The 24,350-nt window shown below is 43.2% G+C and carries 24 protein-coding genes and 1 pseudogene; 8 read left to right on the top strand and 17 right to left on the bottom strand.

Annotated features, from left to right (window positions below):
- The first annotated feature begins 218 nt into the window (after window positions 1-218).
- From M1D72_RS01600 to M1D72_RS01585, 4 genes are all read left to right on the top strand, one after another.
- Window positions 219-1,055 carry a hypothetical protein gene (locus M1D72_RS01600; RefSeq protein WP_456295294.1) on the top strand — a complete coding sequence of 279 codons (837 nt, stop codon included), beginning with the start codon at window positions 219-221 and terminating at the stop codon, window positions 1,053-1,055.
- 181 nt (window positions 1,056-1,236) lie between these two features.
- Window positions 1,237-2,880, top strand: coding sequence for a LytS/YhcK type 5TM receptor domain-containing protein (locus tag M1D72_RS01595; RefSeq protein WP_456295624.1), 1,644 nt, complete (start codon window positions 1,237-1,239; stop codon window positions 2,878-2,880).
- Entirely contained in the window at window positions 2,874-3,596 is a 723-nt protein-coding gene (locus tag M1D72_RS01590) for a LytR/AlgR family response regulator transcription factor (RefSeq protein WP_456295293.1), read from the top strand. Before M1D72_RS01595 ends, M1D72_RS01590 begins: the two co-directional genes overlap by 7 nt.
- Window positions 3,597-3,749: 153 nt before the next feature.
- On the top strand, window positions 3,750-4,997 hold the full coding sequence (locus M1D72_RS01585; RefSeq protein ID WP_456295292.1) for an L-lactate MFS transporter: 1,248 nt from the start codon (window positions 3,750-3,752) through the stop codon (window positions 4,995-4,997).
- A gap of 57 nt (window positions 4,998-5,054) precedes the next feature.
- On the opposite strand, the gene M1D72_RS01580 is transcribed toward M1D72_RS01585, so the two are convergent.
- On the bottom strand, window positions 5,055-5,768 hold the full coding sequence (locus tag M1D72_RS01580) for a DUF554 domain-containing protein (protein ID WP_390195059.1): 714 nt from the start codon (window positions 5,766-5,768) through the stop codon (window positions 5,055-5,057).
- Window positions 5,769-6,094: 326 nt separating this feature from the next.
- On the opposite strand from M1D72_RS01580, the gene M1D72_RS01575 reads away from it, so the two are divergent.
- From M1D72_RS01575 to M1D72_RS01565, 3 genes are all read left to right on the top strand, one after another.
- Window positions 6,095-6,997, top strand: coding sequence for a LysR family transcriptional regulator (locus M1D72_RS01575; RefSeq protein WP_456295291.1), 903 nt, complete (start codon window positions 6,095-6,097; stop codon window positions 6,995-6,997).
- A 233-nt stretch (window positions 6,998-7,230) separates the two neighbouring features.
- Window positions 7,231-8,379, top strand: coding sequence for an L-threonine dehydrogenase (yiaY, locus tag M1D72_RS01570; protein ID WP_456295290.1), 1,149 nt, complete (start codon window positions 7,231-7,233; stop codon window positions 8,377-8,379).
- Between the two features lie 217 nt (window positions 8,380-8,596).
- Window positions 8,597-9,454, top strand: coding sequence for an AraC family transcriptional regulator (locus M1D72_RS01565; RefSeq protein WP_390195066.1), 858 nt, complete (start codon window positions 8,597-8,599; stop codon window positions 9,452-9,454).
- Window positions 9,455-9,524: 70 nt separating this feature from the next.
- On the opposite strand, the gene M1D72_RS01560 is transcribed toward M1D72_RS01565, so the two are convergent.
- From M1D72_RS01560 to M1D72_RS01545, 4 genes and pseudogenes are all read right to left on the bottom strand, one after another.
- Window positions 9,525-10,553 (bottom strand): glycoside hydrolase family 5 protein, encoded by a 1,029-nt coding sequence (locus M1D72_RS01560; protein ID WP_390195068.1) that lies wholly within the window; start codon window positions 10,551-10,553, stop codon window positions 9,525-9,527.
- Between the two features lie 852 nt (window positions 10,554-11,405).
- Window positions 11,406-12,029 (bottom strand): hypothetical protein, encoded by a 624-nt coding sequence (locus M1D72_RS01555; RefSeq protein WP_456295289.1) that lies wholly within the window; start codon window positions 12,027-12,029, stop codon window positions 11,406-11,408.
- Window positions 12,030-12,316: 287 nt separating this feature from the next.
- Window positions 12,317-12,478, bottom strand: a pseudogene (tdh, locus tag M1D72_RS01550) (L-threonine 3-dehydrogenase); the annotation flags it as partial.
- A 110-nt stretch (window positions 12,479-12,588) separates the two neighbouring features.
- Window positions 12,589-13,899 carry a methyl-accepting chemotaxis protein gene (locus M1D72_RS01545; protein ID WP_456295288.1) on the bottom strand — a complete coding sequence of 437 codons (1,311 nt, stop codon included), beginning with the start codon at window positions 13,897-13,899 and terminating at the stop codon, window positions 12,589-12,591.
- A 405-nt stretch (window positions 13,900-14,304) separates the two neighbouring features.
- Between M1D72_RS01545 and M1D72_RS01540 the strand changes: the two genes are divergently transcribed.
- Window positions 14,305-14,769, top strand: a complete 465-nt coding sequence (locus tag M1D72_RS01540) for a hypothetical protein (protein WP_456295287.1) — start codon at window positions 14,305-14,307, stop codon at window positions 14,767-14,769.
- Window positions 14,770-14,979: 210 nt separating this feature from the next.
- On the opposite strand, the gene M1D72_RS01535 is transcribed toward M1D72_RS01540, so the two are convergent.
- From M1D72_RS01535 to M1D72_RS01480, 12 genes are all read right to left on the bottom strand, one after another.
- On the bottom strand, window positions 14,980-15,972 hold the full coding sequence (locus M1D72_RS01535) for a contractile injection system protein, VgrG/Pvc8 family (RefSeq protein ID WP_456295286.1): 993 nt from the start codon (window positions 15,970-15,972) through the stop codon (window positions 14,980-14,982).
- Window positions 15,963-16,169: a tail protein X gene (locus M1D72_RS01530; RefSeq protein WP_456295285.1), complete on the bottom strand. Its 207-nt coding sequence runs from the start codon at window positions 16,167-16,169 to the stop codon at window positions 15,963-15,965. Before M1D72_RS01530 ends, M1D72_RS01535 begins: the two co-directional genes overlap by 10 nt.
- On the bottom strand, window positions 16,144-16,536 hold the full coding sequence (locus M1D72_RS01525; protein ID WP_456295284.1) for a phage tail protein: 393 nt from the start codon (window positions 16,534-16,536) through the stop codon (window positions 16,144-16,146). Before M1D72_RS01525 ends, M1D72_RS01530 begins: the two co-directional genes overlap by 26 nt.
- Window positions 16,537-16,547: 11 nt before the next feature.
- Window positions 16,548-18,341, bottom strand: a complete 1,794-nt coding sequence (locus M1D72_RS01520; protein WP_456295283.1) for a phage tail protein — start codon at window positions 18,339-18,341, stop codon at window positions 16,548-16,550.
- A 102-nt stretch (window positions 18,342-18,443) separates the two neighbouring features.
- Entirely contained in the window at window positions 18,444-18,734 is a 291-nt protein-coding gene (locus M1D72_RS01515; RefSeq protein ID WP_390195086.1) for a phage tail assembly protein, read from the bottom strand.
- An 11-nt stretch (window positions 18,735-18,745) separates the two neighbouring features.
- A complete protein-coding gene (locus M1D72_RS01510; RefSeq protein ID WP_390195088.1) occupies window positions 18,746-19,261 on the bottom strand; it encodes a phage major tail tube protein in 516 nt (171 codons plus the stop codon).
- Window positions 19,261-20,727 carry a phage tail sheath C-terminal domain-containing protein gene (locus M1D72_RS01505; protein WP_456295282.1) on the bottom strand — a complete coding sequence of 489 codons (1,467 nt, stop codon included), beginning with the start codon at window positions 20,725-20,727 and terminating at the stop codon, window positions 19,261-19,263. The genes M1D72_RS01510 and M1D72_RS01505 overlap by 1 nt, the downstream gene beginning before the upstream one ends.
- A gap of 51 nt (window positions 20,728-20,778) precedes the next feature.
- Window positions 20,779-21,351 carry a hypothetical protein gene (locus M1D72_RS01500; protein ID WP_456295281.1) on the bottom strand — a complete coding sequence of 191 codons (573 nt, stop codon included), beginning with the start codon at window positions 21,349-21,351 and terminating at the stop codon, window positions 20,779-20,781.
- Between the two features lie 9 nt (window positions 21,352-21,360).
- Window positions 21,361-22,530 carry a phage tail protein gene (locus M1D72_RS01495; RefSeq protein ID WP_456295280.1) on the bottom strand — a complete coding sequence of 390 codons (1,170 nt, stop codon included), beginning with the start codon at window positions 22,528-22,530 and terminating at the stop codon, window positions 21,361-21,363.
- Window positions 22,527-23,135, bottom strand: a complete 609-nt coding sequence (locus tag M1D72_RS01490; protein ID WP_456295279.1) for a phage tail protein I — start codon at window positions 23,133-23,135, stop codon at window positions 22,527-22,529. Before M1D72_RS01490 ends, M1D72_RS01495 begins: the two co-directional genes overlap by 4 nt.
- Window positions 23,128-24,015: a baseplate assembly protein gene (locus M1D72_RS01485; protein WP_456295278.1), complete on the bottom strand. Its 888-nt coding sequence runs from the start codon at window positions 24,013-24,015 to the stop codon at window positions 23,128-23,130. The genes M1D72_RS01490 and M1D72_RS01485 overlap by 8 nt, the downstream gene beginning before the upstream one ends.
- On the bottom strand, window positions 24,012-24,350 hold the full coding sequence (locus M1D72_RS01480) for a GPW/gp25 family protein (RefSeq protein WP_456295277.1): 339 nt from the start codon (window positions 24,348-24,350) through the stop codon (window positions 24,012-24,014). The genes M1D72_RS01485 and M1D72_RS01480 overlap by 4 nt, the downstream gene beginning before the upstream one ends.

Here is a 24,350-nt window from a genome sequence, read left to right as displayed (position 1 = left end):
CATATAGGCGTCTTCATTAAGTGAGCAATCAGCAATACCAATAAACCAAGCAACCTTCATCAGACACGACACACGTTAATCATGCGATGAATCAGTCCACCAGATGAATTGCTCAAAGTCGCGTTAAACATAAGGATTTCTCAGTTTTTGAACTCGCAAGCTTTGCTGAGTTGGACAATGATTAAAACTTAATAAATGACCTTAAACACGGCGTAACTATGCTTAAAGCACATTCACTTAAACCACATTCTTCTTTTCCTTCATGTTCGCGCTTATTCATCACCGCCTTTGCTTGTGTGACATCCGCCTCCGTGGTGGCACAAGAGCCGCAATCCGACGTTCAAGATATGTCTGACCCGCTCGCTGTCTACACTCAAGTTGGGGCCGGCTACACCGACAAAGGCATCAATTTAAAAGTTGGTCAAACGTATGACACCAAAGACCCACTGACTGCGGCGATGAATATCATTGAAGTGAAAGGCGCACTTGGCGATGCGTTTGGTTGGCGTGGCCAAAACACAACCAATAATTCTATTGATTCTTTTCGCTTTCGAAACTTTGGCGCCAACCTGCAAACAGGCCTTGCCAACCAGTTGGATATTAACTACACCCTGAAACCAAATTTGGTTGCCGAAGAAAGCGCGGATATCTCTTATAGCTTTATTCAAGCGTTACCGAAAATGGGCCCAGTGAACTTGTATCCTCTCGCTGGCGCTGGTGTATCCATCGGTAATAATGCCTTAGAAGACGATGGCACCACAGACAGTGGTTATTCCATCATGGGAACGTACGGCTTAATCGGGATGTACGGAAAACTGCAACTGACCGATAAAATCTGGCTCAACTACAATCCCTTTTGGCTCACCACCATCTCAGGCTCTGATACTTACAAAGACAACTATTATGGACGCGGCGATAGCCACCTGTTAACCCATGAATTTGCCGCGAGTTATCAGATAACGCCTCGCTTTAATGTGCGTTACTTTGCCAACTGGAACACTAACGTCGATTTCCTCGATGGCGATCATCGCATTGAGTTTAACTACCAGATCTAACGCAGAGAATACACGCCTCCAAAAACGCCATGCGCGACTCGCTCATGGCGTTAATCATCTTATTAGCAATTTATAAAAAGCCCCTACAATTGATTCACCTCATGAATTCGTAATCAGGGTTTGGGTACCCTGAACTCAAACTCCACTTGGGTAACCCCTTTTGTATATCGAGCAATTCTCAATGCTGCTGGCGGTGTTTGAGCGTGCAGCACTTATGTTAATGGCGCTGTTTTTACTCACTCGTAGTCATCTATTTCAACAAATTGTTATTAAGCGCCAGCGCCGACCTAAAGAAACTGCAATGATCAGTTTGCTGTTTATTTGCTTTGCAGTTTTTAGCACCTATACAGGCGTCAATGTCTACGGCTCGGTGGTCAATGTTCGCATCATAGCCATCATCAGTGGTGGCATTTTGTTTGGCCCTTGGGTTGGTATAAGCGCGGGATTGATTTCGGGTATTCACCGCTACTGGATAGATATCGATGGGCCAACATCACTTGCGTGCTTGATCACCAGTATTTTGGCGGGGCTTATGGCCACCTGGATCCATCAACGCGGCAACAAAACCCACTATGCTTACTACGGCATTGCGGCCGGAATGGTGTGCGAAATTCTGACCATGAGCTTAATTCTGCTGCTCAATGACTTCTCTCCACTGGCTCGCTCCATTGTTGAACACATAGCGATTCCGATGATCACTGGCACGGTGTGTATTGGCTTGATCATTACCTTGGTTCAAGACATTGATGATGAGAAAGACAAAATCGCGGCAATGCAGGCTAAACAGGCTCTCAAAATCGCCAATAAAACCCTCCCCCACTTTAGAAAAAACGATCGCGATTCGCTGAGTAAAGTCTGTAGCATCATCCGCAGTGAAACCGATGCCGATGCGGTTGCCATCACCGATACCAAAGATGTGATGGCATATGTTGGCGTAGGAGAGGAAAACTTTCTCGATTCACACCATCAAATCAGTAACATGACGCAGCAAGCGGTCAATTTAGGTAAGCAGATCATCAGTAACAACCTTAACGTACATAATTTTCACTCCCTGCTTATCATACCGTTGTGGGAGAACGGACAAGTGACGGGCACACTCAAGATCTTCTATTGTCAGCCTAACCGTATTCGCCACGCGCTGCGCGAAATGGCGATTGGTTTATCACACATCATTTCCACTCAGATCGAAGTGTCTAAAATCGAACAGCTCAAAACCATGGCGAGTAAAGCCGAGTTCTCTGCGCTGCAAAATAAGATTAACCCCCATTTTCTATTTAATGCGTTGAATGCCATTTCAACCTTAGTGAGAATCAAACCGGCTCAAGCCCGGCAGCTTATTGCTAACTTAGCCAACTTTCTACGGTTTAACCTTGAGAAAGGTGATCATTTAATTGATATTCAAGAAGAAATTCAGCAAGTCATGGATTACGTGGCCATTGAGCAAGCACGCTTTGGTGACAAACTCGACGTGGTCTTTGATATTGACCCGGTGCACGTCAGCATTCCATCACTGCTTATTCAGCCATTAGTCGAAAATGCCATTCAACACGGGATTGTCCCTGCACGTCACCCGGGCCAAGTGTCGATAGCCGTGAAACGCCACCACAACAAAGTCAAAATTACCATTCGCGATAACGGCGTCGGTATTGATCCCAACGTGATTGAACAAGTGTATCAGGGCTCGATCAGCAGCCATCGTATTGGGATGGCAAACGTCCACCAGCGCGTCGCTTTGTTGTATGGCAATGGGATGATCATTACCCGTCTCGAACCAGGTACCGAAGTGAGTTTTTATGCCGAGCATATTGAGGAGGTTACATGTTAAAAGTCATTATTGTTGAGGATGAATACCTCGCGCGTGAAGAGCTCAATTATTTGATTCACACCTACAGTGACATTGAGGTTATCGCTACGTTTTCTGATGGGCTAGAAGCGTTTAAATACCTGCAAAGTCATACGATTGATATTGCCTTTTTAGATATTAATATCCCATCGATTGACGGTATGCTACTGGGGAGAAATATTCATCAGTTCGCTCAACCCCCTCTGATTGTCTTTACCACGGCTTATAAGGAATATGCGGTCGATGCTTTTGATCTTGAGGCTTTTGATTATCTGTTAAAACCTCTTGACGAACAGCGCGTGCAACGTCTGCTCACCAAAATAGAAGCTTACGCCACCGAAAGGCCTGAAATTGAACCTAAATCACAAGCGAGTACGATCAACTTATCACGCGACAATCGGATTCGAGTCACGCCAGTGGAAGAGATTATCTATGCCGAGGCGAGCGAAAAGGTCACTGAAGTACATACCGCACAAGGGGTTTATATCGCGCCTTATACCATCAGTGAATTAATGAGTAAGCTACCCAGTCAGCAGTTCTTTCGCTGCCATCGTTCTTACTGTGTCAACCTCTCTCGTATTGAAGAGATCATTCCTTGGATGAACAGTACCTATTTGCTCAATCTGCACGATGAAAACGACCAGGTCCCTGTCAGCAGAGGCAATATTAAAGCGTTTCGCGAACTGATGCATTTGTAATTCATGCTCAAATAATGCATTTCATGGTCGCCATTCTGCCGCTCATTTTATACTTAACCACAACTATTGTAATGTTTCTTTCTCGTCGTATTTTGAACTTATCTAAAGCGTTTTATGACGCTTGTTACGCTTTGACGTATTGGAGTTCAAATCATGAAAAGACACCTTTCAAACCCGAAAAAATGGTCCACTTTATTAGGGACCATTATGGCCCAGTTCGCGTTGGGTTCTGTGTATACTTGGAGCTTATTCAATTCCCCACTCGCCAGTAAACTGGAAGAACCGATCAGCCAAGTGGCTTTTTCATTCGGTATTCTTAGCCTTGCTCTGGCTATCGCCTCCTCACTTTCAGGCAAATTACAAGATCGCTTTGGGGTGAGAAACGTCACACTAGGCTCAGGACTACTGCTTGGCGCGAGTTTGTTGCTTGCTTCTTACGCCTCTAATTTATGGATGCTGTATCTTTTTGCCGGCGTATTGGTTGGCTTTGCCGACGGCACTGGGTATTTGATGACACTCTCAAACTGCGTCAAATTCTTCCCTAAACATAAAGGGCTTGCCTCAGCATGTGCGATTGGGGCTTACGGATTAGGCAGCTTAGGATTTAAATACATTAATATGTACTTACTGACTCAGTTTGGCCTAGAACAGACCTTCGGTGTGTGGGGAACTATCGCCATGGTTATGGTCATCGTCGGCGGGCTGCTGATGAGTGACGCGCCGGTTAAATCCGCGAGTAACGAGCAAACACCAGTCGCCTCTACGCCTCAACCTGCGAGTGAATTTACCTTAGCGCAAACCATCAAAACACCTCAATTTTGGATGTTAGCCGTTATCTTTTTAACGATTTGTATGAGTGGCTTATATGTCATAGGCGTCGCGAAAGACATAGGTGAAAACTATGTGCACCTTTCCGTAGCAACCGCCGCGACATCAGTAGCCGTGATTGCGGTAGCCAATTTGGGAGGACGTTTGGTATTGGGCGTACTTTCAGACCGAGTAGAACGGGTAAAAGTGGTGACGTTCTCTGTGCTCATTAGCCTCGTGGGGGTTGCCTCACTGTTGTATCTTGACCTCAACAGTTTAAGCTTTTACTTCGCGATTGCTTGTATTGCCTTTAGCTTTGGCGGCACGATTACCGTTTACCCTTCACTGGTGAGCGATTTCTTTGGGCTTGAGAATCTTACCAAAAATTACGGCGTGATTTATCTTGGCTTTGGAGTAGGAAGTATTGCAGGGTCCATTGTTGCGTCACTGTTTGGTGGTTTTGTTCCAACATTCTATATGATGCTTGGCTTTCTCACCGTCTCATTGATTTTCACGCTCATCGTAAAACAGCCTCATCACCAAGCAGTTGACATGAACACCTATGGCGAACCAGCACATCACCACTCCGCTTAACCTATAAACGTATTAATACGCCACCCAACGAGAAAAAGTTGCGGTGGCGTACTGCCGTTACATAAAGTAGCGCCATAGATAGGTAAATGGCACGACCAGCAATAATGCAGGTAAAAAGTTCACCACAGCAAAATGCATAATGTTTGAGATACGAAGCCCAACAGCGACCATGATGATACCGCCGATGGCCGTAAAGTTGGCGTAACTTTCTGCATCCATATAAGGCATAATGGTTTGAGCTAAACCAAATAAAATCGCCTGCACTGTAAACTGCACAACCGCAATCAGTACAATGCTCGGCCCTAAGGTAATGGCAAAAATAATGGCAGTCACAAAGTCCATCATCGACTTGACCAGCAGCAACTGATAGCTACCGTTGATGCCTTCCGTCATTGAACCAATGACGCCAAGTCCACTGGCACCAAACAATACAATCATTGAGGTAAATTGCAGCGAGAACTCATTCTCACTTAAGCCGCGTGGTCGAGGCAGAAACTTCTGGCATTTACTCTGAATAAACATTGCCCCCTTCTTAACCCCCGCCTCGAGAAAAATCAGCTCGCCGACTGCCGTCCCCAGAATAAAGGCCATCACCATAACTGGAACATTGTGGACTTTGACAATCATGCCTACGCCAATAGAAATCGAGGCTAGAGCGAAGGTCGCTGGCAGCCCGTCAACAAGTCGTTTGGGAATACGACGGGCAAAGGTGGCACCGATGACGCCCCCCAAAATAATTGCACAGCTATTAATCACTGGGCCAATCAGCATAATTATCACTCCTTAAAAAAATCGGTCATGGGTATACCAGCAGACAAAGCTCTCCCCTCAGGCGACACGTATGGCTCACTGGGCGGCTTTTAATAACCAACCAGAATCGAAGACGGTGGAACGCGCAATAAACGGCAATCAGTCGTTGGGGTTAGGATGTGCAGCGTATACAAACGGGTGCAGTCATAGTGAGGAAGAAGGTTACATTTATTCGATCTATGATCCAACACTCGACCATTGATTCCATTATGATTGCAAAAATCAGACAAATAAACCGCATTTTACGCACCTATTAGTTGCATAAATCGAAACAGTCAGAGGATCACATGGACCGAATTGCGGGGATCAGAGTGTTCGTCGAGGTGGTCAATTTAGGCAGTTTAACCGCTGCGGCTAATAAATTGGGGATCTCTAAATCAATGGCATCCCGCCATATTGCGAGTCTAGAGAAGTCATTCGGTACCAAATTACTTTATCGAAGCTCACGCAATCTCACCATGACCAGCACCGGCGAAAGCATTTTACCTTACTGTCGCCAGATGCTGGCTGTGAATGATGATATTACGTACTTAACCAGTGATACGCACCGTGAACCCCACGGGACGATTCGGCTCGCCTGCAGCGTTTCATTTGGCCACTCTTATGTCGCTCGTGCTGTGCGGCGTTTTCTCGCCCATTATCCGAAAATATCGGTCGACCTAACGCTCACCGACCGCCACATCGACCCTGCAAAAGAACGCTTTGATGCCACGATTCAAATCGGTAATGTGCATGATACCAACTTAGTCGCGCGCTTAATTGGCCGCTGCGCATCCATTATTGCCGCCTCTCCACGGTATCTTGAGCAGCAGGGTACACCTTATCAACCAACAGATTTGATGCAGTATAACTGCTTAACACATTCCAATTTAGGGCACACATGGCGCTTACTTCCGACAGAGGGTAAAGAAACAGATGAGCAACTTGAAATTCCCATTTCAGGTCAACTGGCATCAAATGATGCGATGATTTTGCTGCAGGCCACCTTAGCAGGTGAAGGCATCTCTTGCCTGCCGACCTTTGTGGTCGACCCTTATATTAAACAGCAACAGCTTGTTCCTCTCATCGAAGATTACAGTTTTGAACAGCTCGGTGTTTACTTACTTTATCCATCTCGTAAGTATCTCACGCATGCAGTCCACCAACTGATTGACTTCCTAGTTGACGACTTTAACCAAGCCATTTTTTAGTGGCATCAATCCAGCGTAACAACCACACCAATCACACTAAATAGCATTTTATTGATTTAGATCTAATGGAAAATCGGGGTTTTAAAAATCCGAACTATTTTGTTTAAAAACGCGTTAGTTTCGAAAATTTTTCCTTGATAGCCTAGCTCCATCGTTTCGCTTTCCTTACAAAGTATCAGGTTAAAGTGAAAGATTTGTATTGAATCTTATTGGCTACGCCACAGGAGCTACCCATGTCTAATATGTTTTATATTCCTTCTTCTAACTTAATGGGCCCAGGCTGCTTGTCTGATGCGGCAACCATCATTGCATCTCATGGCTTTAAACGTGCATTAATCGTTACTGACCACTTTCTAAACAAAATGGGTGTGGTTAGCAAAGTGGCTCAGCTCCTTGAACAATCTGGGGTAGAATCCGTCATTTTTGATGAAACCAAACCCAACCCAACCGTAGACAACGTCAAAGCTGGCTTAGAAAAACTCTCACAAAGCGAATGTGATTGCGTTATTTCACTGGGTGGTGGTTCTCCTCACGACTGTGCCAAAGGCATCGCACTGCTTGCAACGAATGGCGGAGAAATTAAAGATTATGAAGGGGTAGACCAATCCGCTAAGCCTCAACTACCACTCATTTCTGTCAATACCACTGCTGGAACCGCCTCAGAGATGACGCGCTTTTGTATTATTACAGATGAAAAACGTCACATTAAGATGGCCATCGTAGATAAACACGTCACGCCAATGATGTCGGTAAACGACCCTGAACTGATGCTAGCCAAGCCAGCCTCGCTAACCGCAGCAACCGGAATGGACGCTCTTACTCATGCCATTGAAGCCTATGTTTCCACTGCGGCGACCCCGATCACTGATGCTGTTGCGATTAAAGCGATTGAGATGATTCAGGGCAACTTGCGTCAAGCCGTTAAGCAAGGAGAAGACATCACTGCCCGCGACAATATGGCGTATGCCCAATTTATGGCGGGAATGGCATTCAACAACGCCTCATTGGGATATGTGCATGCTATTGCTCACCAATTGGGCGGCTTTTATGACTTGCCACACGGTGTGTGTAATGCCGTACTTCTTCCACATGTGCAGCGTTATAACAGCCAAGTAGCCACTGAGCGCTTAGCCGATGTAGCAAAAGCGATGGGAATCGATACACAAACAATGAATGCCGAACAAGCAACACGTGCCGCAATTGATGCGATTTGCCAGCTTTCAAATGATGTGCAGATTCCGGCAGGCCTTGCTGAGCTTGGCGTGAAAGAAGAAGACTTCGATGTGTTAGCAGAAAACGCATTGCGCGATGCTTGTGGGTTCACCAACCCGAAACAAGCCTCGCATGAAGAAATCGTCGCCATTTTGAAAGCGGCGATGTAAATAACAAAGACTCTGCAAAATCTCACTCAATTCAGCCTAAAGCTGGGTTCAAGTGAATCTCCTCGCCCATTGTCGCGACCGTCGTGACTTTGGGCTTTTTTCTAATTACAATTCACCATGTACCACGTCTTTACCCCATTTTTAAGCGCAAAAAATGGCATAAGCATGAAAATCCTTTACTATAAGCACCACTGTTCCGTAAACCGACTCAGACGCGATGAAATCTTTAAATAGCTTCTGCCGTATCGATGAAACGCAATATGCGTTATCGACCGATAGCGTCAATATGCTCTACTACGACCTACCAAAGCATTTTCAAGGCGAATATCGCTCCTACGAAACACCTCGGCTGTGCACAATTTTGCAAGGCACCAAGGAAGTGCATATCAATCAGTCAGAACAGTTTGTGTACCGCAAAGAACAGTGCGTTTTGCTGCCTCCTCATTCGAATGTATACATGTCGATGTCTGAGTACACCAAGGCATTAGTTTATGAATTTAGCGATAAATTGGTCGATACTGTTAGCGCCAAGGTTGGTGATATGCTGGAGTTGAACACGCACTCCCAACTTGATTATCGCCAATTCAAGCTCGAAGGTTTGCAGGATCGCATCTACACATTACACGCGCGAGCCCAAGAGGTGCTTCTAACCTCGAATGAAAACGTTCACTTCTTACTTGATTTGACGTGCCAAGAAATGGTCTATGAGCTGTTGAAACGAAGCGGTTGTCGCGAGATTTTATCGCATCACCAGCACCACCCGATCAATAAAGCGATACGCGTGATGAAAGCAAATCACGGAAAAAGCATCTCAGTCTCTGAGCTTGCTGAAGAAGCTCAAATGTCGCTGTCGAATTTTAGCCAAAAGTTTAAGTTGATCACCAATCAAACCCCGAAAGCGTACTTAACCCAATTAAAGCTCGAGCAAGCTAAACATTATTTGGGACATTTATCCGTTACTGACACAGCGATGGAGCTTGGCTACGAAAACATATCGCATTTCATTCGTCTGTTTAAAAACCAATTTGGTGTTACGCCTAAGCAGTTTCAACTCACTCAGTACCACACACACTAAACAAAAGAAAAAGCCGCCTAGTGTTTAGGCGGCTTTGCGTTGATAGAGACTGTTTTCTTAGCTTAAATCATTAGTGGAGCAACGCATCAAGCAAGTCAGTTCTCCATTCATCTGTGTGACGGTCATAGATGCCATAACCGTAACAGAACTCCCAGTAAGCCCATGACCAACCACGTTTTTCAGCTTGCTCACGTATAAAGCGAGTCCATTTAACACGAGAGGTCATATCCGCTTTGTCATACGCACCAAACTCACCAATATGGATTGGCACATCATTATTTTCCGCCCACTCGGCAACAATATCAAAATGGCCAATCACGCGATTGCGTTGATATTCAGTCGCACGCCATGTGGTGCCTAACCATGATTCGCTAATGTCACCCATCCAAGCCGCGCCTTGATGCGTAAAGTTCATTGGATCATAGTAATGCAATGACATGATAAGGTTATGATCTCCACGTGGCAGCTCAATCGCAGACAGCTTGGTATAGCTATTGTAATAACCTGGTCCAACAAAAAGGATACGCTCAGGGTTGGTCTTTCTCACCACGCGAATCGCTTTATTTAGCATGCTATTCCAAACTTCGCCATTTAGGTTCTGGCTTGGTTCATTCAGAATTTCAAACATTAGCTTCGGTGAATAATTGGCGTAATGTTGCGAAATTTGCTCCCACATACGCAGGAAACGCTTCTCTTGACCCGCTGGATCTTTCATCACTGCGGTATAGTGATGAATGTTAATAATCGGAATTAAGTTATTCGCTAAAGCTTCATTGACAATCTTATCCACACGCTCAAAGAACGCAGGCTTAATCGTATATGGCGCATTACTTCCTGTATATGTTGACCATACAACTGGAATACGTACCGACTTAAAGCCAGCTGACGCGATGAGCGCTAGGTGATTCTCTTCGATAGCACGTAATTTGCCATCTCTCATGACAAACGCATTATCTAGGTTAATTCCAGGGTTGAGCTGTTTGTTCCAATAAAATGCATCTTTGTAAGTATCGCCTTGCGCAAAAGAGGATGTTGCACTGAATGCAAGCATGACACATGACAACAAGGCTAAGATGATACGGTCGGCTACTAATTTCACTATGACTACCTTCTTAAATTTTATGAAACCACCTGATATTTAAGAGTAATTAAAGCGAAACTACACTCGCTAAATACGGCATCGTCAACTTAATACTAAACACTACATCCACTATATCAAATTAAAACATTTAGTCGAAAGATGTATTAGCAAACAGTACTAAAAGACTATTATTCAGGTGGGTGAGGGGCGCATTATGCAAATAACAAACAATTTCAAACATCACCCAAAAGTATGAAAGTAAGTTTATTTTTTTAACCTATAAGTAAACACTGTCAGTATAGGACTATATTATAATTTGTGTGAATACTTAAACCTTTTACGGGCTGTTTTTTCAATAAATTAACTCAGAGCTTTCTCAAAAATTGCTTTCTTTCCGTCTAACAAAAATCGAACAAACCTTATAAATAAAGGACTTAATAGGGAATAGGCTGACAAAGAGATAGGAAATTCGCTTCTATTAACTCAATGAACTTTTATTGTATTCATCTTCTATTCTTTACCAAAAATACGATTTACACATACAGAACTGGGATGCACAATTTTGGTTCATTATCATTTTCAGTATAACCAACCCCACCAAATGTAGACCTAAAGTTTATATAAGTATAAATAATTGAATTTTAAAATACATTTAATCAAAATAATTAATTAGGGATAAATATAAAGTGTAAAATTCAGGTAATAAAAGTCGGTAAGACATCTTATTTTGACTTGATTACACTCGCCATTTTACAGACACAATATATTTGGCATTAAATATTTATAAAGCGCTTAAAAGTGATAATCAATATAGACGTGACACAAAAAAAGCACCATTCGGTGCTTTGCTTAACTATACATAAATGTTCTCTAGAAACGATATGACACGCCAAAACTGCCTATGACAGACTGATCATCGATACTCAATTCAACGCCACTCATATCGACTGATGTCCAATGTCGTCCCTGGTAACCAATCGCCATATGTAGCCTCAATGCGGGTTGTATATAATAAGCAAGCCCTATATCTCCCTTGAGACTCAGCGTGGATGCGCTGCTTTCGCTATATCCGGATATATCCATGAAACCGAGGCCTAATGCGATTTGAAAATATGGCGTTAATCCCTCAATGCCACCGATAGACTCTGCAGGAATCGAAAATTCTTCTTGAAAGCCCACCGAGAAAGTCGCGAGGTTATTATTATCAGAATCGTAGACCCCCAAATCAAACTCTTCACTCATGTATTCAATAAAGTAAACACGCTCACACACCTCGCAGAATGACGCATCTTCGCTATACCAAGATAAACGCAAAGCGTAAGCCTCACTGTCATCATCAACCTCGGTACTTCCCCAATCACTATCGATCGTAAAAGTATTTGAGGAGCTCAATGATTGAACGGACACTGACATATTTTTATACGCTTCAGTAGATACCGTCTCCGCTGCAACAATAGGAGAGATCAGTAACAAAGCAAAAACTATCTTATTCATCGTTAACCCTATGTAATTAATTCCATAAGAAACGGGCGACCAATAGCTCCGTTTGTTAACCATTCCTCTTTAGACTGAAGACATTTTGCAACTTAGCTCACGCTCAGTCACAAACAGAGTCAATCACAAGAGTCTGACTGAGAGATTATGTCGTCAAAATACCTACTCTATCTGGAACTAAATTAGGGCTTTTTGGGCGGTTCAATGGACTATTTATTCCATCTGATGATTTCTAGACACAAACAAAAAAAGCGCCCCAATCGGAGCGCTTAAAATTCTTAACTTGATTATTCCCAATCTAGAATAACTTTTCCGGAAGCCCCGCTACGCATGGTGTCGAAGCCTTTTTGGAAATCATCAATCTTGTAATGGTGAGTGATAATTGGCGTCAGATCGAGGCCTGATTGAATGAGGCTCGCCATCTTATACCAAGTCTCGAACATCTCACGCACAATAGGTTTATTTTACTTAAATTTCATACAGTTAAAATCACATGAATTTCTTTTGGGGCGAAATTGGGGCTATTTAAATAAAAACTTTAAAAAGCATACCTCAGTAACTACATTTTTCTGTTTAGATCACCAATCATTGACATCACTTGGTCAGCACCACTTTGGATATCCTCGATAACACTTCCCGCTTCTTTAGACAATTTCAGACTGCTATTTGCCTGATTTTCACACTGAGAAATTAGGCTAACAGCATTCTCTGTTTTGCTTAAATTTTCAAGTACCATAGCGACGATTTGCTCGGTTGTGGTATTGGTGCGAGAGGCCAACTGCCTAACTTCGTCTGCTACCACGGCAAAACCACGCCCATGGTCACCAGCTCGAGCAGCTTCTATTGCAGCATTTAGTGCAAGTAAGTTGGTTTGATCAGCGATGCCACTAATACTAGTAACTAATTCACTTATTTTTTGAGAATGTTCATTGAGGGCATCAATTGCGGTATTCGCCTGCTCCATCAAATCTGATAGCTCTTCCATGTTTTGCACAGTTGAGGCAATAATCTGTTCACCACGCTCTGTCTGCTTTCTTGTTTCTTCTGAAATAGAACTTGCCATATTTGCGGCTTCTCTTGCAGCTACCTCTTTCTGGATCTGCTCAGTGACAACAGATGCAAATTTTACGACTTTATACAATTTCCCATTTTCATCATGAATTGGGTTGTAGGAAGCCTCAAGCCAAAGCTCTTGTCCATAACTATCCACTCGTTTGAACTGTCCAGATACAAATTGCCCTGAAGCTAGTTTTCTCCAAAACTCCTTATATTCAGAAGTCTCAACATCATCGCTAGAACAAAACATACGGTGATGTTGCCCGGTAATATCTTCTAACTTGTATCCAACAGCAGATAGAAAGTTATTGTTGGCAGTTAGAACTATGCCATCCAGGGAAAACTCTATGACAGCCATCGAGCGATGAATCGCTTTCATCATATCTTCTTGAGCTCTTGAACGTTCAATAGTGCGTGTCAGTTCAGAAGCTAACATAATGAAACTTTTTGTCTGGCCATCACTACTTTTCACTGGATGAAGAATCGCTCGTAGCCACCCTTCTTCACCATTCCCTTTCACAATCTGAAAAGCGCCATTCCAATGCTTATTGTCTTTTATCGCTTGTGCTGTTCGCTTGAAATGTTTCGTATCACGGGCATCCATAGGCACTAGATCGGTTATGACCTTCCCTGTGACATTACTATCAACTAATCCTAGTTCCTGAGTTACATTTGTATTTATTGAAGTGACCTTACCATTTACGTCTAAAGAGAACCGGAGCATATCGCTCTCAAGACTCGCTTGGATATCATTGAGCGCAAAATTTTGCTCTCTTAGCATGGATTTCTCATTCTTCTTCTTTTTAAAAAACATAAAACTACCTGCGAACTGACGTTGATCTGTGGTAATTAACTATAACGTATACGAAAAAGACTAGCTTATATCTCTTATAACTACAAACGTTAAGCATTCTTAATAAACCTGACAACCACTCAAAAAAACACAGCAGCGATAATTAACAAAAAGACAAAAAAAACATTGTAAACTATAAAATAGAAAATATAACAGTTACATTTTATAAATACACAAAAGATATAAAATTCTTAAATTTAACACAAGAAAAACAGCATAAAACCATATGTACCTTATACTTAAAAATACATTATTATTTAAATAATTAAACTCATAGAAACAAAGACAATATAAAATATATATGTGACTGAAATCACTGCTTTTTTAACAACCTTGAATATAATCAAATCCCTAACGGGAGATCGCATGACAGAATTTTTTATAGTGTTAGTCATAGTTTTTGTTTCATTAATGACAAACTATGGAATATCTTTACTAAAAAATATGGAAAAAGAAACAAACCTAATGGATGCACTGATAATAGTGAGACAATTAACAATAATCGTACGTGAGATTTATGATCTATTGGTAAATGATAAATTTATAAACCAAAACCAGTTTAATATTAATGAAAAAGTAAAAGAAATAGAATCAAATCTATCGTATTTAAATAATATAATTAATAATATAAGCCCATCAGCACCGAACGTTAAAAGAGCATTAGAAAGGGTAAATAATCATTACGTGATATTTATATCATTAATAAATGATGATGAAATCGTGCTCAATGAGTTAAATGAGCAAACTTATATTCTTAATGATAATCTTTTCGATTTGAATAGGGTAATTGAAGATTTATTACAAAAATCCGACCAAAAAAAATCCGCCTAAAAGACGGAACTCAGAGAGTAGAGAAAAATAGAATCTATATGCAAAAGGTAGCACATTAGTATATTGAGTCAATTATTTAATATTAAAAATCAAAGAAATATCAAAAAAAACTGCAACCCTAACCCTCATTTTCATAATTAAACCAAATAAACGATTAAGCTTATTGATATAGAACAAGTTTAAGAATAAGTCAGTTATTCTTAACAATAATTAAGCTCCTGCTAATATAGAAATGTCAGAGCCCCCCTCGTTGATTGACAGCTTTATAGACTTAACGTGCCAATCACGATTTTCTTTCTCCCCTACTCCAACACAATGTACTACACACATTGTTGATAAGTGGATCAGGTCAGGTGTTAAAGGTGCAGAGATTTCCAAAGACTCAGAGCCTTTTGATCTTTTATGAAACATTGAAACAGCAGCAAACTCAGCATCTTCATAATTTGAATATTTAAATAAAATCCTAAAAGCTGGCTCTCCTCTGCCCACCGATACTTCTTTTGTTTGACCACCTTTCACATCATGATAAGTTGCCACAATACGTTTTGAATCATTCCGACTAGAGTCTCTGTACTGCCAGTTGGAAATCATTTCGCGAGTAATAGTGAAATTCTGTAAGGTCTTTCCAGAGGCCGACTTTTGTTGCCCTTCTTTAAGAAACAACCAATAACCATTCATTGGTTTACTAATAGCGCCATAGCGCCGAGCAAGCCGAGTCATTAAACTCATGTCACTTTCATTTATCTGATCGAGGTGCTCAATTGCAATTTGGGAAAAATCATTACTCATTCTCGGTATTAAGCCATGCTCACTGGACGTGGTCTTCAATACATCTTCAAGAGTTACAGAATCCCAACTTCTGGTTTTATGGGCTTGTAAGCTACCCAGTTGTTTTGTGCTATCCATGGGAGCTGCATTTGCGACAATTTGAAGCCGCCTCGGAGGACCACTAATATTTATTTCATCAACGACAAACTGACCTTTGTCCACCAGCTGTCCTTCAAACCCTATTGATAACTTGAGTACAGCACCTTTAGTTGGAGTCTTATGATTGCTTGGCCAACTAAGTGCAATAGATAACCGGTCGGATTCGTTACCGGCTTTATCTGTTAATGTTAGATTGATCAAGTTCTTTGCAATGATGTCTGAAATATCCTTACCATCAGCGGTCAATTTGAAGTCCGGCTTGTAAGCTAATCCCATAAACTAATTATCTCTTCATCTGACGCTTTACTTATCTCTGGTAAAACAAGCTTCAATCCCTTGGGCAAAACTGCTCCATATTCCACTATCCCAGGATTGGCATTAAGAACGTCGATCACGACATTTACTCTCTCATAATAGCGCCAGCAAATATCGTCCAATACATCGCCGTCACGGGTTTGATAAATTATCGCCATAAAACGAAAGCTCCAAAGAAAAAGACTGCCCCCTGGGCACACCACCCTGGATAAATTTATTGTTATTTTCGGTAAGGTTCGTCATGACCCAATAGCCCAAAACATCACCTAGACCACTAATTAAAAGTAACGGCTTAGCTTGGTTACCTAAGCTGGCTAGAGAATTCACTTGTTGGGTACCAACATCTCGGAACAACGGGGCTATTCGGCCACTGAGAGATATCTTTGTTGCTGCTTGGCCGGTGTACTGAAGTAGATCATTTACGCCAACTCTAGATTGATTTGCCCAGCGCCATTGCCAGGTTCGAATAAGCTCATTGTAAGCCGCACTTTCTATATGAAATTTGAAACCACCAAGAGATAGCATCACGCTCGCCATTAACTTGCCTCCGGTAAGTCATATAAAGCACTGTTCTGATAGCCTCCCAATTGGGAGTGAACGGCCTGAGCAACTTCTTGAGGTGACTGGCTAGGAGAAGCATAGACTTTGATCTCCCCAACACTTTGGTTAACCGTATTTCCTCGTTCTGGGTTAGAACGGCTAGATATAGCCTCCTGAGCTCGAGCACTCTGACTTCGATCTCGAGCTTCATTGACTTTCTGGCTGACTGTTATTTTAGAATCGGAGTCATCCCAAAATTTAATAGCATCAAGCCATCCCGTAACGGTCTCCCAAACGCCTGTGATTTTTGCTATGCCAGATTCAAATAAGCCAGTGATGCCACCCCATAGCCCTTTAAAGAAATCTGTTATCCCACTCCAGTTGTTGATGATGAGTCCTAAAGGTGACCAATCCCATAGCTTCTTCAGAAATTCGAAAGTCGCCGGAAACTCAGTCTTAAACCAATTAAATTTCTCTTGAAAAAAGGAGGTAACAGCGTCCCAATGTGTATACAGAGAAATCCCTATAGCAATAAGTGCCGCTACAGCGGCGATAACTAAACCTATCGGATTCGCGGCCATAACCACATTTAATCCAGCCATGCCCATTTTCATTAAGCCTACAGTCCTAACCAAGCTGAATAACGTAGAACCTAAAGAAACAAGACCAATAATCATTTTTCCAGCGATCAGAGACGTCACTGCAATACCGACCGTTTCCCAGCCTCCAAAAAGCTGCACAACTTGATTGACTCGAGAGCCTAAGCTCCATAATGCAAGCGTGAAATCCTTAGCGCCATAAACAAGACTTTTTAAGGTGCCGGCGACCGCTTCTTTATTCTCTCGAATGTACTTCCCAATATCGGTAGCTAGCGTTTCAATGTCTTTCGACATCTCTCCACCAACAATACCCGCGATTTCTTGCCAAGCACTTTGAACAACAGATGTTAGATTTCGAAATGCATTACCGTAGGCAACGGCGCCATCAGCACCTCTTTGACTTAATAGGTTAAACGATCTTTGCTTATCCAAAAGGCTGTCCAGGCTTTGGCCCGTATTTCGGATATACGTAACAAGCTTATTGCCCTCTCCACCGAATAACATATCAGCCAACGAGGCGGCTTGTTGTTTGTCTCCTACGCTCTCCAACCTCGACATGATAAATTCAAATTGATCAGCAGCGGCCATTCCATCCATCATCGACTGCTCGATCCCCAAAGCGCCAAACACGTCAGCGACTGAAGATTGTTCTCCCAACGCTTTAAACTCACCAAATTTATTGGTGAGCTCTTCAATCAAATCCCCGACGTTCTCACCCTCTAGCCCCGCTTGTTGAGCAACCCCATTCCACGCTTTGAAACGGTCGATACTCATGTCGTAAGCTTGGGCCATACCAGTCATACTCGCGGTATTTTGATTGGTAATTGTCATTAGTCCAGCCAACGCAGTACCCGTGGCCCAAATACTCCCTACTGCTGTTGCTCCTGCAGTCGCAATACCTCGAAACTTCTTTCCGACATTAGCTGCTCGGTCGAATGCATCCGCTTTATCCCTGGCATCATCAAGCTCTTGTCCTAACTGGCGGTAACGGTGAGTTAGCAAACTTACATCCGCGCCGGCTAATTTGGATTTGCGAATCTCTTTAGTTAACTTGTTTTGTTCACGTTCTAGTTCTTTGACGGTCTTCGTTGCCTTGCCCATCGACGCAGTAAAAGTAGAACCTATTTTGCTAAAGCTACTATCAACCGCACCACCGAGCGTTACGACAGTTCTAAGATTTTGAGTGGCCATGGTTATCTCGTTTGGGAAGTAGTTCTATGAAATCGATTAGGGTACTGAGAGGAAGGTCGAGCAGCTCACTGAGGGACCAGCCTGTATGACTGGCCAATAACATCACTCCGCGTTGGATGTCTCGCTCTGTGAGCCTTTCTTCCGAAAACCCACGATAGCCTCCTGCAGTTGACCATAGTCATCTAAATCCAATTCCTGAATCAGAGCTTGGTCAACTCCAGCGAGTAACGACATCAAGTGAATTTCTTTATCCGCTTCGTTAGCGTTTTGCTTGTCAGCAATAAGTTGATCGCGAACTTTAGGTCTTCGTACTTTTAAAGTTTCTACTTGGTTACCTTCAAAAAAGACTGGGTAAATCAATTTAATATCTACCGTTTCAACTGGGTAAGTCATATGGTTCTCCATTACGATAATTGCAAGGCAGCGCGAATACCTTCAAGCATGTCGATGCCCCCTAAACTACGAACATGATTAATTGGGTCAATTTCAATAAGTACGACACCAGCGCTGACAACTTTGTAGTAATCTAGCTTCATTGTGACTTTCATGGCTTTGTCACGCTGGCTACCTGTATCCTGAGTGTCTCGCTCAATTTTGGTAATCATTCCACCGAGCTCTTCAACCAAGTCCATTGCGTTGCCGGCTCGGTCTGTATATGTGGAACGGACAGAAACCGCTGTACGCGAACCTTGCCGAAACCCAAACAGAGGGAGTACAGCCATATCGATACCAAAGAGAGAAAAGGTCGTTTCCATCGGAGACATTCCATCATCGACAGGAACCGGCATATCCATATCACCAGCTTGGAAGTCAGTCGTCAGTACCTCTAACACTGGTGGTGTGTACTCTTTTGCGTTTCCAGCCTTGCCAATACCATCAACCCAAATGGACCATTTGTTCAGTAAGTTATCACCGGCCATTAGTTAAACACCTCTTCTAGGTAATCGTTATTGAGCCGGCTTCTGAATACGATGTGTTCAGCCGGATATGGAGGACAAAAATCAAAGTCGAAGTAAACCAGCCCTTTTTGAATGGTTGCCGGTGTATTGATTTCGCTATCCGCCCAACATTCACCGCCAAGAATGGCTCCTAACGATTTGAGTTCACGCAAGTACGAATTGACACCAGAGACCACATCTTCGACGTATGTCTTGGTTATATTTCGGTCGACCGCCCATAAGTGATTCGTTTGGACGCTGTCATTGATTAAATCGGCCGTACGACGAGTTTGCTCAAAAGTCCATTTTGGGTCAGAGCTACACGTCCTATTTCCCCAATGTCTGAAACCGCTTTGTCGAATAACGGTACTGACCTTGTTTTCATTGAGCATATTGGCTGTCGTTTCAGAGTCACCAAGTGACCAGTCCACTGGTTGAGTAGTGCCAACGATTCCATAAATTTGTTGATTCGATTTGGACCACCAGAACCCTTTTTCACCATCAATTCGAGCACGTAACCCTGCAGCTCGAGCAGAGTATGGACGGTCTATGTTTTTGGATAACGTCGTGTCGTATACAACAACCCAAGGCCATGTAAGTTCAACTCGTTCACTGAACTGACGCGCTCGTTTTATCGCATCGGTATATGACGATGTACGACTGCAGTCCAAATAGGCGATAGCTCTCAACCGTTTTGCTTTCGCTTCCAGTTCAGAAGCAACAGCATCAAACTCACTAAATTCAGGTGCGCATAGAATCCGAGGTGTGTAGCCAGTTTGTGTTTGGCTGTCTAACCATCCTTGCATACCGTCGATAACTGCTGACTGGGTTTCAGCATCAGAATTGCCACCAGCAACACGAACAACAATTACTAAGGCACCGGTTTGGTCAAAAATGTCATCTAAAGCAGCAGCTAAAGTGCCTTCATCACCGAGGTCATCAATACTTTTCCTCGTACCCGCAACGGCCACGGGTACGCCCAAAGGAAATGGCTCATCGGAACCATCAGCCAGATAAGACCTAGAAATAGGAGCGACTTCACCAGTCCCAGAACCAAGAGTAGTAACAGAGACTAAAGCACTCAGTTCAGTGTTATCGTCAAAGATATCTTTGATTTGACTGGCAGTTGAACTAATTCGTCCCTCATCATCCGTTGCTAATGAAACTGCTATAGCTTGTCCATTTAAGCTAACCTCGACATCACGATTCGCTTGTTGCAACGCGGTCAATTCAATACTAATCGCATTCCCTTGCGTCCCAGGCGATATAGCGGTGAAAACTAAGCCGTCATTCAGAATAGAACTACCAACCGTCAAAGTTGCAGCTGTCGCTTGTGCTGACTTAGGCGCTGTGCCAATCAAGCCAATGACTGCCGATTTCACAGTTTGAATAGGGCGTGAACCATCATCGATTTCGATGACCTCAACGCCATGGAGAAATTGTGTCATGGATAATTCCTACCTTAATGGTATTAAAAAGCCCGTCATTAAGACGGGCTATCAGGATTCAATTGGCTCAGGCCAAGGGTGCTCTTCTTGAATTTTCTTTCTTGCGGCTAGAGCCTGTTTTTCCAACTCTTCGGCTTCGGATATAGCCGCTTCTGATTTGATTAAATAACGCTTGATATAAGCTTCTTCTGTTAACGGCGAAACCATTTCAACGTAGGCAGCTCGACGCTCATCATCTACTTTATTGTACCTTTCGATATATTGGTTACTTTCGTTGGTGACCCAACGCTCACCGTCCCACTCATCAAAGTGAGTTAGCGGTTTTTCGAGAGTCCAACCTTCCGTTAATGGTCCAAGCTGCTTAACCACCTGTTCAACCAAACAATCTGTTTTGGCATAAGCTATTTTCCCACGATGATCTTCTACAATCTCTGAGCCAATAAACTGCCCTGTATCATTCATTGTCGCAACAGCTACGTATCCAGCTCCCGCATCCAAAGGTTTGATTGTTGTTGCGTTTCTAGGAACATGAAATAAGCCTCCACGATATTCAGCAATATTGGACTCTTGTGAGATAACGAAAGTGGACGGGTCAACCATCCAGTATTTTTTTGTTTCAACCATAAGTCATCCTTAAATGGCTATCGCCATGGGCCGAGCGACATTTCGAACATTGACACCATCAGTGGAATTTCTTGCTCTTACGCCAACCGAATACGGTGTAGAACGGCCAGTACTGGTATATTCACTCCAGCTACCATCAGATGGAACATCTACAACACGCCGGACATTACCTGTCCATCCACCTGTGGCTAGTTGAGCTAAGCCTCCACCACTCGCAGATTGCGAAGAACCTAAAGCACGATCAACATCAATACCTCGTCCCTGATCTAGAACTCTGAGGTATTCACCTCGAATCTCACCAGTATTGATGTATTCAACGTCATCGGCAGTAAAAACTAACTCAGGATACAAACGAGCCAATCGCCAATAGACTCGTACTGGGAGATCTACGTTGATTTCCATAACCGCCCACTCAGGCGCAGATACATCAAGCCAGTAAAATGGCATTCCCGTAATGTCACCTTTGTAAGGAATCCAATAGAAAGGCTTATCTATCGCAGACCACCCCACTTGACGGTTGCTTTCATCTAATGGGCTTTTGCCACTTAGAGATTCAAGATTCGAGTACCATTGCCAGTACAACAGCTCCCCTTTTTCTAAAGTGGTACAGACTTCACCGCAGGTATAAATACGTGAATTGTCATAAGGTTCAAACTGAGCTTGCGCTTTTAAAACATACTGAGGATGTGGATCAACCGCCGCAACATGTGCTGCATCTTTCTTGTCAACATACTCTCTCGTCGCAAGTACAATTGAAGGATCAATTTTCAGCTCAACCGATGCAGTGGCACTGACTTGTAAAACCATCCGAATCGTCTGAGTTCTACCTGAGCCTTCCGCAAGTATCGGCTTATAAGTCTCAGGGAAATTGCCTATAGCAATTAAGTCATCATCTTCGTCATACAAACCGACTTCTCGAATAGTCCAACCGCCGATGCTTTCTGGTAGAACTTGCTCGCAGACAATCCAATTCAGATTATCTTTATCGACATCGACAGAATTAAGGGCTGCTCTCCTTACTTCGTTAACTAAGGCCGTTTGCTCCTGTTGCGGTGTCGGTAAACTGCCGTTGCCATCTCCTATGGCCATCTGAGTCAATTTGACAGTAAGTCCTAGCGCAGTTGCGTTAGCGAGCTTTGCTTCTCCTACCGTCGTTAAGATTGTGAAATAGGTACTCATAAAGGATATACACTCGCGTCATCTATAATATGTTGGCCATGTGCTTGGTAGTAATTTCCTTCAACACTGATTAGTGTGGGGAGGTAGGGATAAATTGTTGTAATGTCGCCACAATAGTTAACAGCGCCAATGAAAATTATCCCTACCGTCTGAGCTTGTATATCAAGCCCTAATAGGTGGCTTCGAAGTGGTTTAGCGTCTTCAATAAGGTCTGTCATTTGGCGGTAGACAGCCTCGGTAATTCCCTTGCCCGATACACCAATGATCAACTCAAATGTATGAGGTCTGCCTTTAGGTGATTTTTCCCACCACTCAACGACATTAATTAAAAAACCAAAGGGCTCTACGACTCGCCTTACTGCAGCAATGGTTCCCTTATGTTTGTGAACATAAAATGCGGCTTCGATAGCTGCTCGTTTTTCTTGCTCACTCCAATTGGAGTCCCAGCGATCCACAGAATAGCTTTGAGCTAAATAGGGAAGAAACGCCTTAGGACACGTTTGAGGATTCCATAAATCTCGGATAGAAACTTCTAGCGGTGAATTGAGTACATCTACGAGTACTTTTTCTAACTTCGTGGCATTTGGCGGCAAAATACTACTCATCAAGATCTCCACTACTTACCACAACCTGGACGCAATGCCCTGCTTGCTCCTTAGATATCAGAATATCTTCTTGAGGCTCAGTAAGAACGACATTCTGTACTCCTGTGACATGGAGAGAAGCCATTATTGCACTGCGCCGAATACTCCTACCCAACCGAAACTGACCATTGATATAGCGATCCAGACTAACAAGCGCTTCTTCAACGATAGGCTCAGATTCTGGAGAGTCATCAACATAAATGGTGGCATCAACGCTGTATTCCACCAGCTTTACTGATTGAACAATCACTTCATCGGTTAACGGTCTGACATCTTCTGCATTGAGTGCATTTAGCACGATTTCAATCAGCTCCTGACTTGCTTCTCCATTGTCGTTTCTCGATAAAATAGTCACTAAAACTTCACCTGGGTTAGGACTTGTTGCACTAACATCCGCAATTAACGGGTCGGCCGATAGAGCGTGAAAGTAATAGGCGTTCGTTGGTCCCGCCACTGAGATGCCTTCCAAAGCCAATAGGATTCGGCGCCGAAAGTCAGTATCTGGCTCTAACTCCGCTTCCGTTGGAGGAACGATAGAGCTATCAGCGGGAGAAATCACTAAACGGGCAACGTCATACCGAGCTCCAATGTTATCCAAATCGGTATCTGAAGCGTATGGCAGCAACGTCGCAAGAGCTGCCTCATTGACTCGTTGCCGATCGAGCATTCTGAAATAAGCTGCGACTTCAAGCACCTGATATGCGGGGTCTGACTCCACCAGAGCAGAGAACTCAGGGTTTACCGATACAAGCCTATCTACCATTTCAGATAGAATTGACTCGTAGCTGATCTCTTCGAGTAACGATGGCGCCGGTAATGATGATAAATCTTGAATACTCATTCGATCTGAATCCCCTCCATCGTAATGCTTTCACCATTGGGCAAATAAATACCTGTAATCGCTAAAGTAACTTTCCCTTTCGATGCACTTTGAACCTCAACTCGATTAACTCGAATCCTAGGCTCCCAAGCATTTAATGCCTCAGCGGTAGCAGAAATAATGTCCGCAACTGTTTCTGGATTGGTGGGATTATCAATGAGCTCAAAGAGCTTGCTTCCGTAATTACGCCTCATCACTCGAGAGCCCAGAGGTGTTGAAAGTAACTTGCGAATAGATTGCTTTAGGTGCTCGACTCCGCTTAAGCGCTTACCGGTATTCATGTCCATACCAATCAT

Source organism: Vibrio sp. AK197, assembly GCF_053903115.1.
This window is presented reverse-complemented; position numbering and strand designations above follow the sequence as displayed.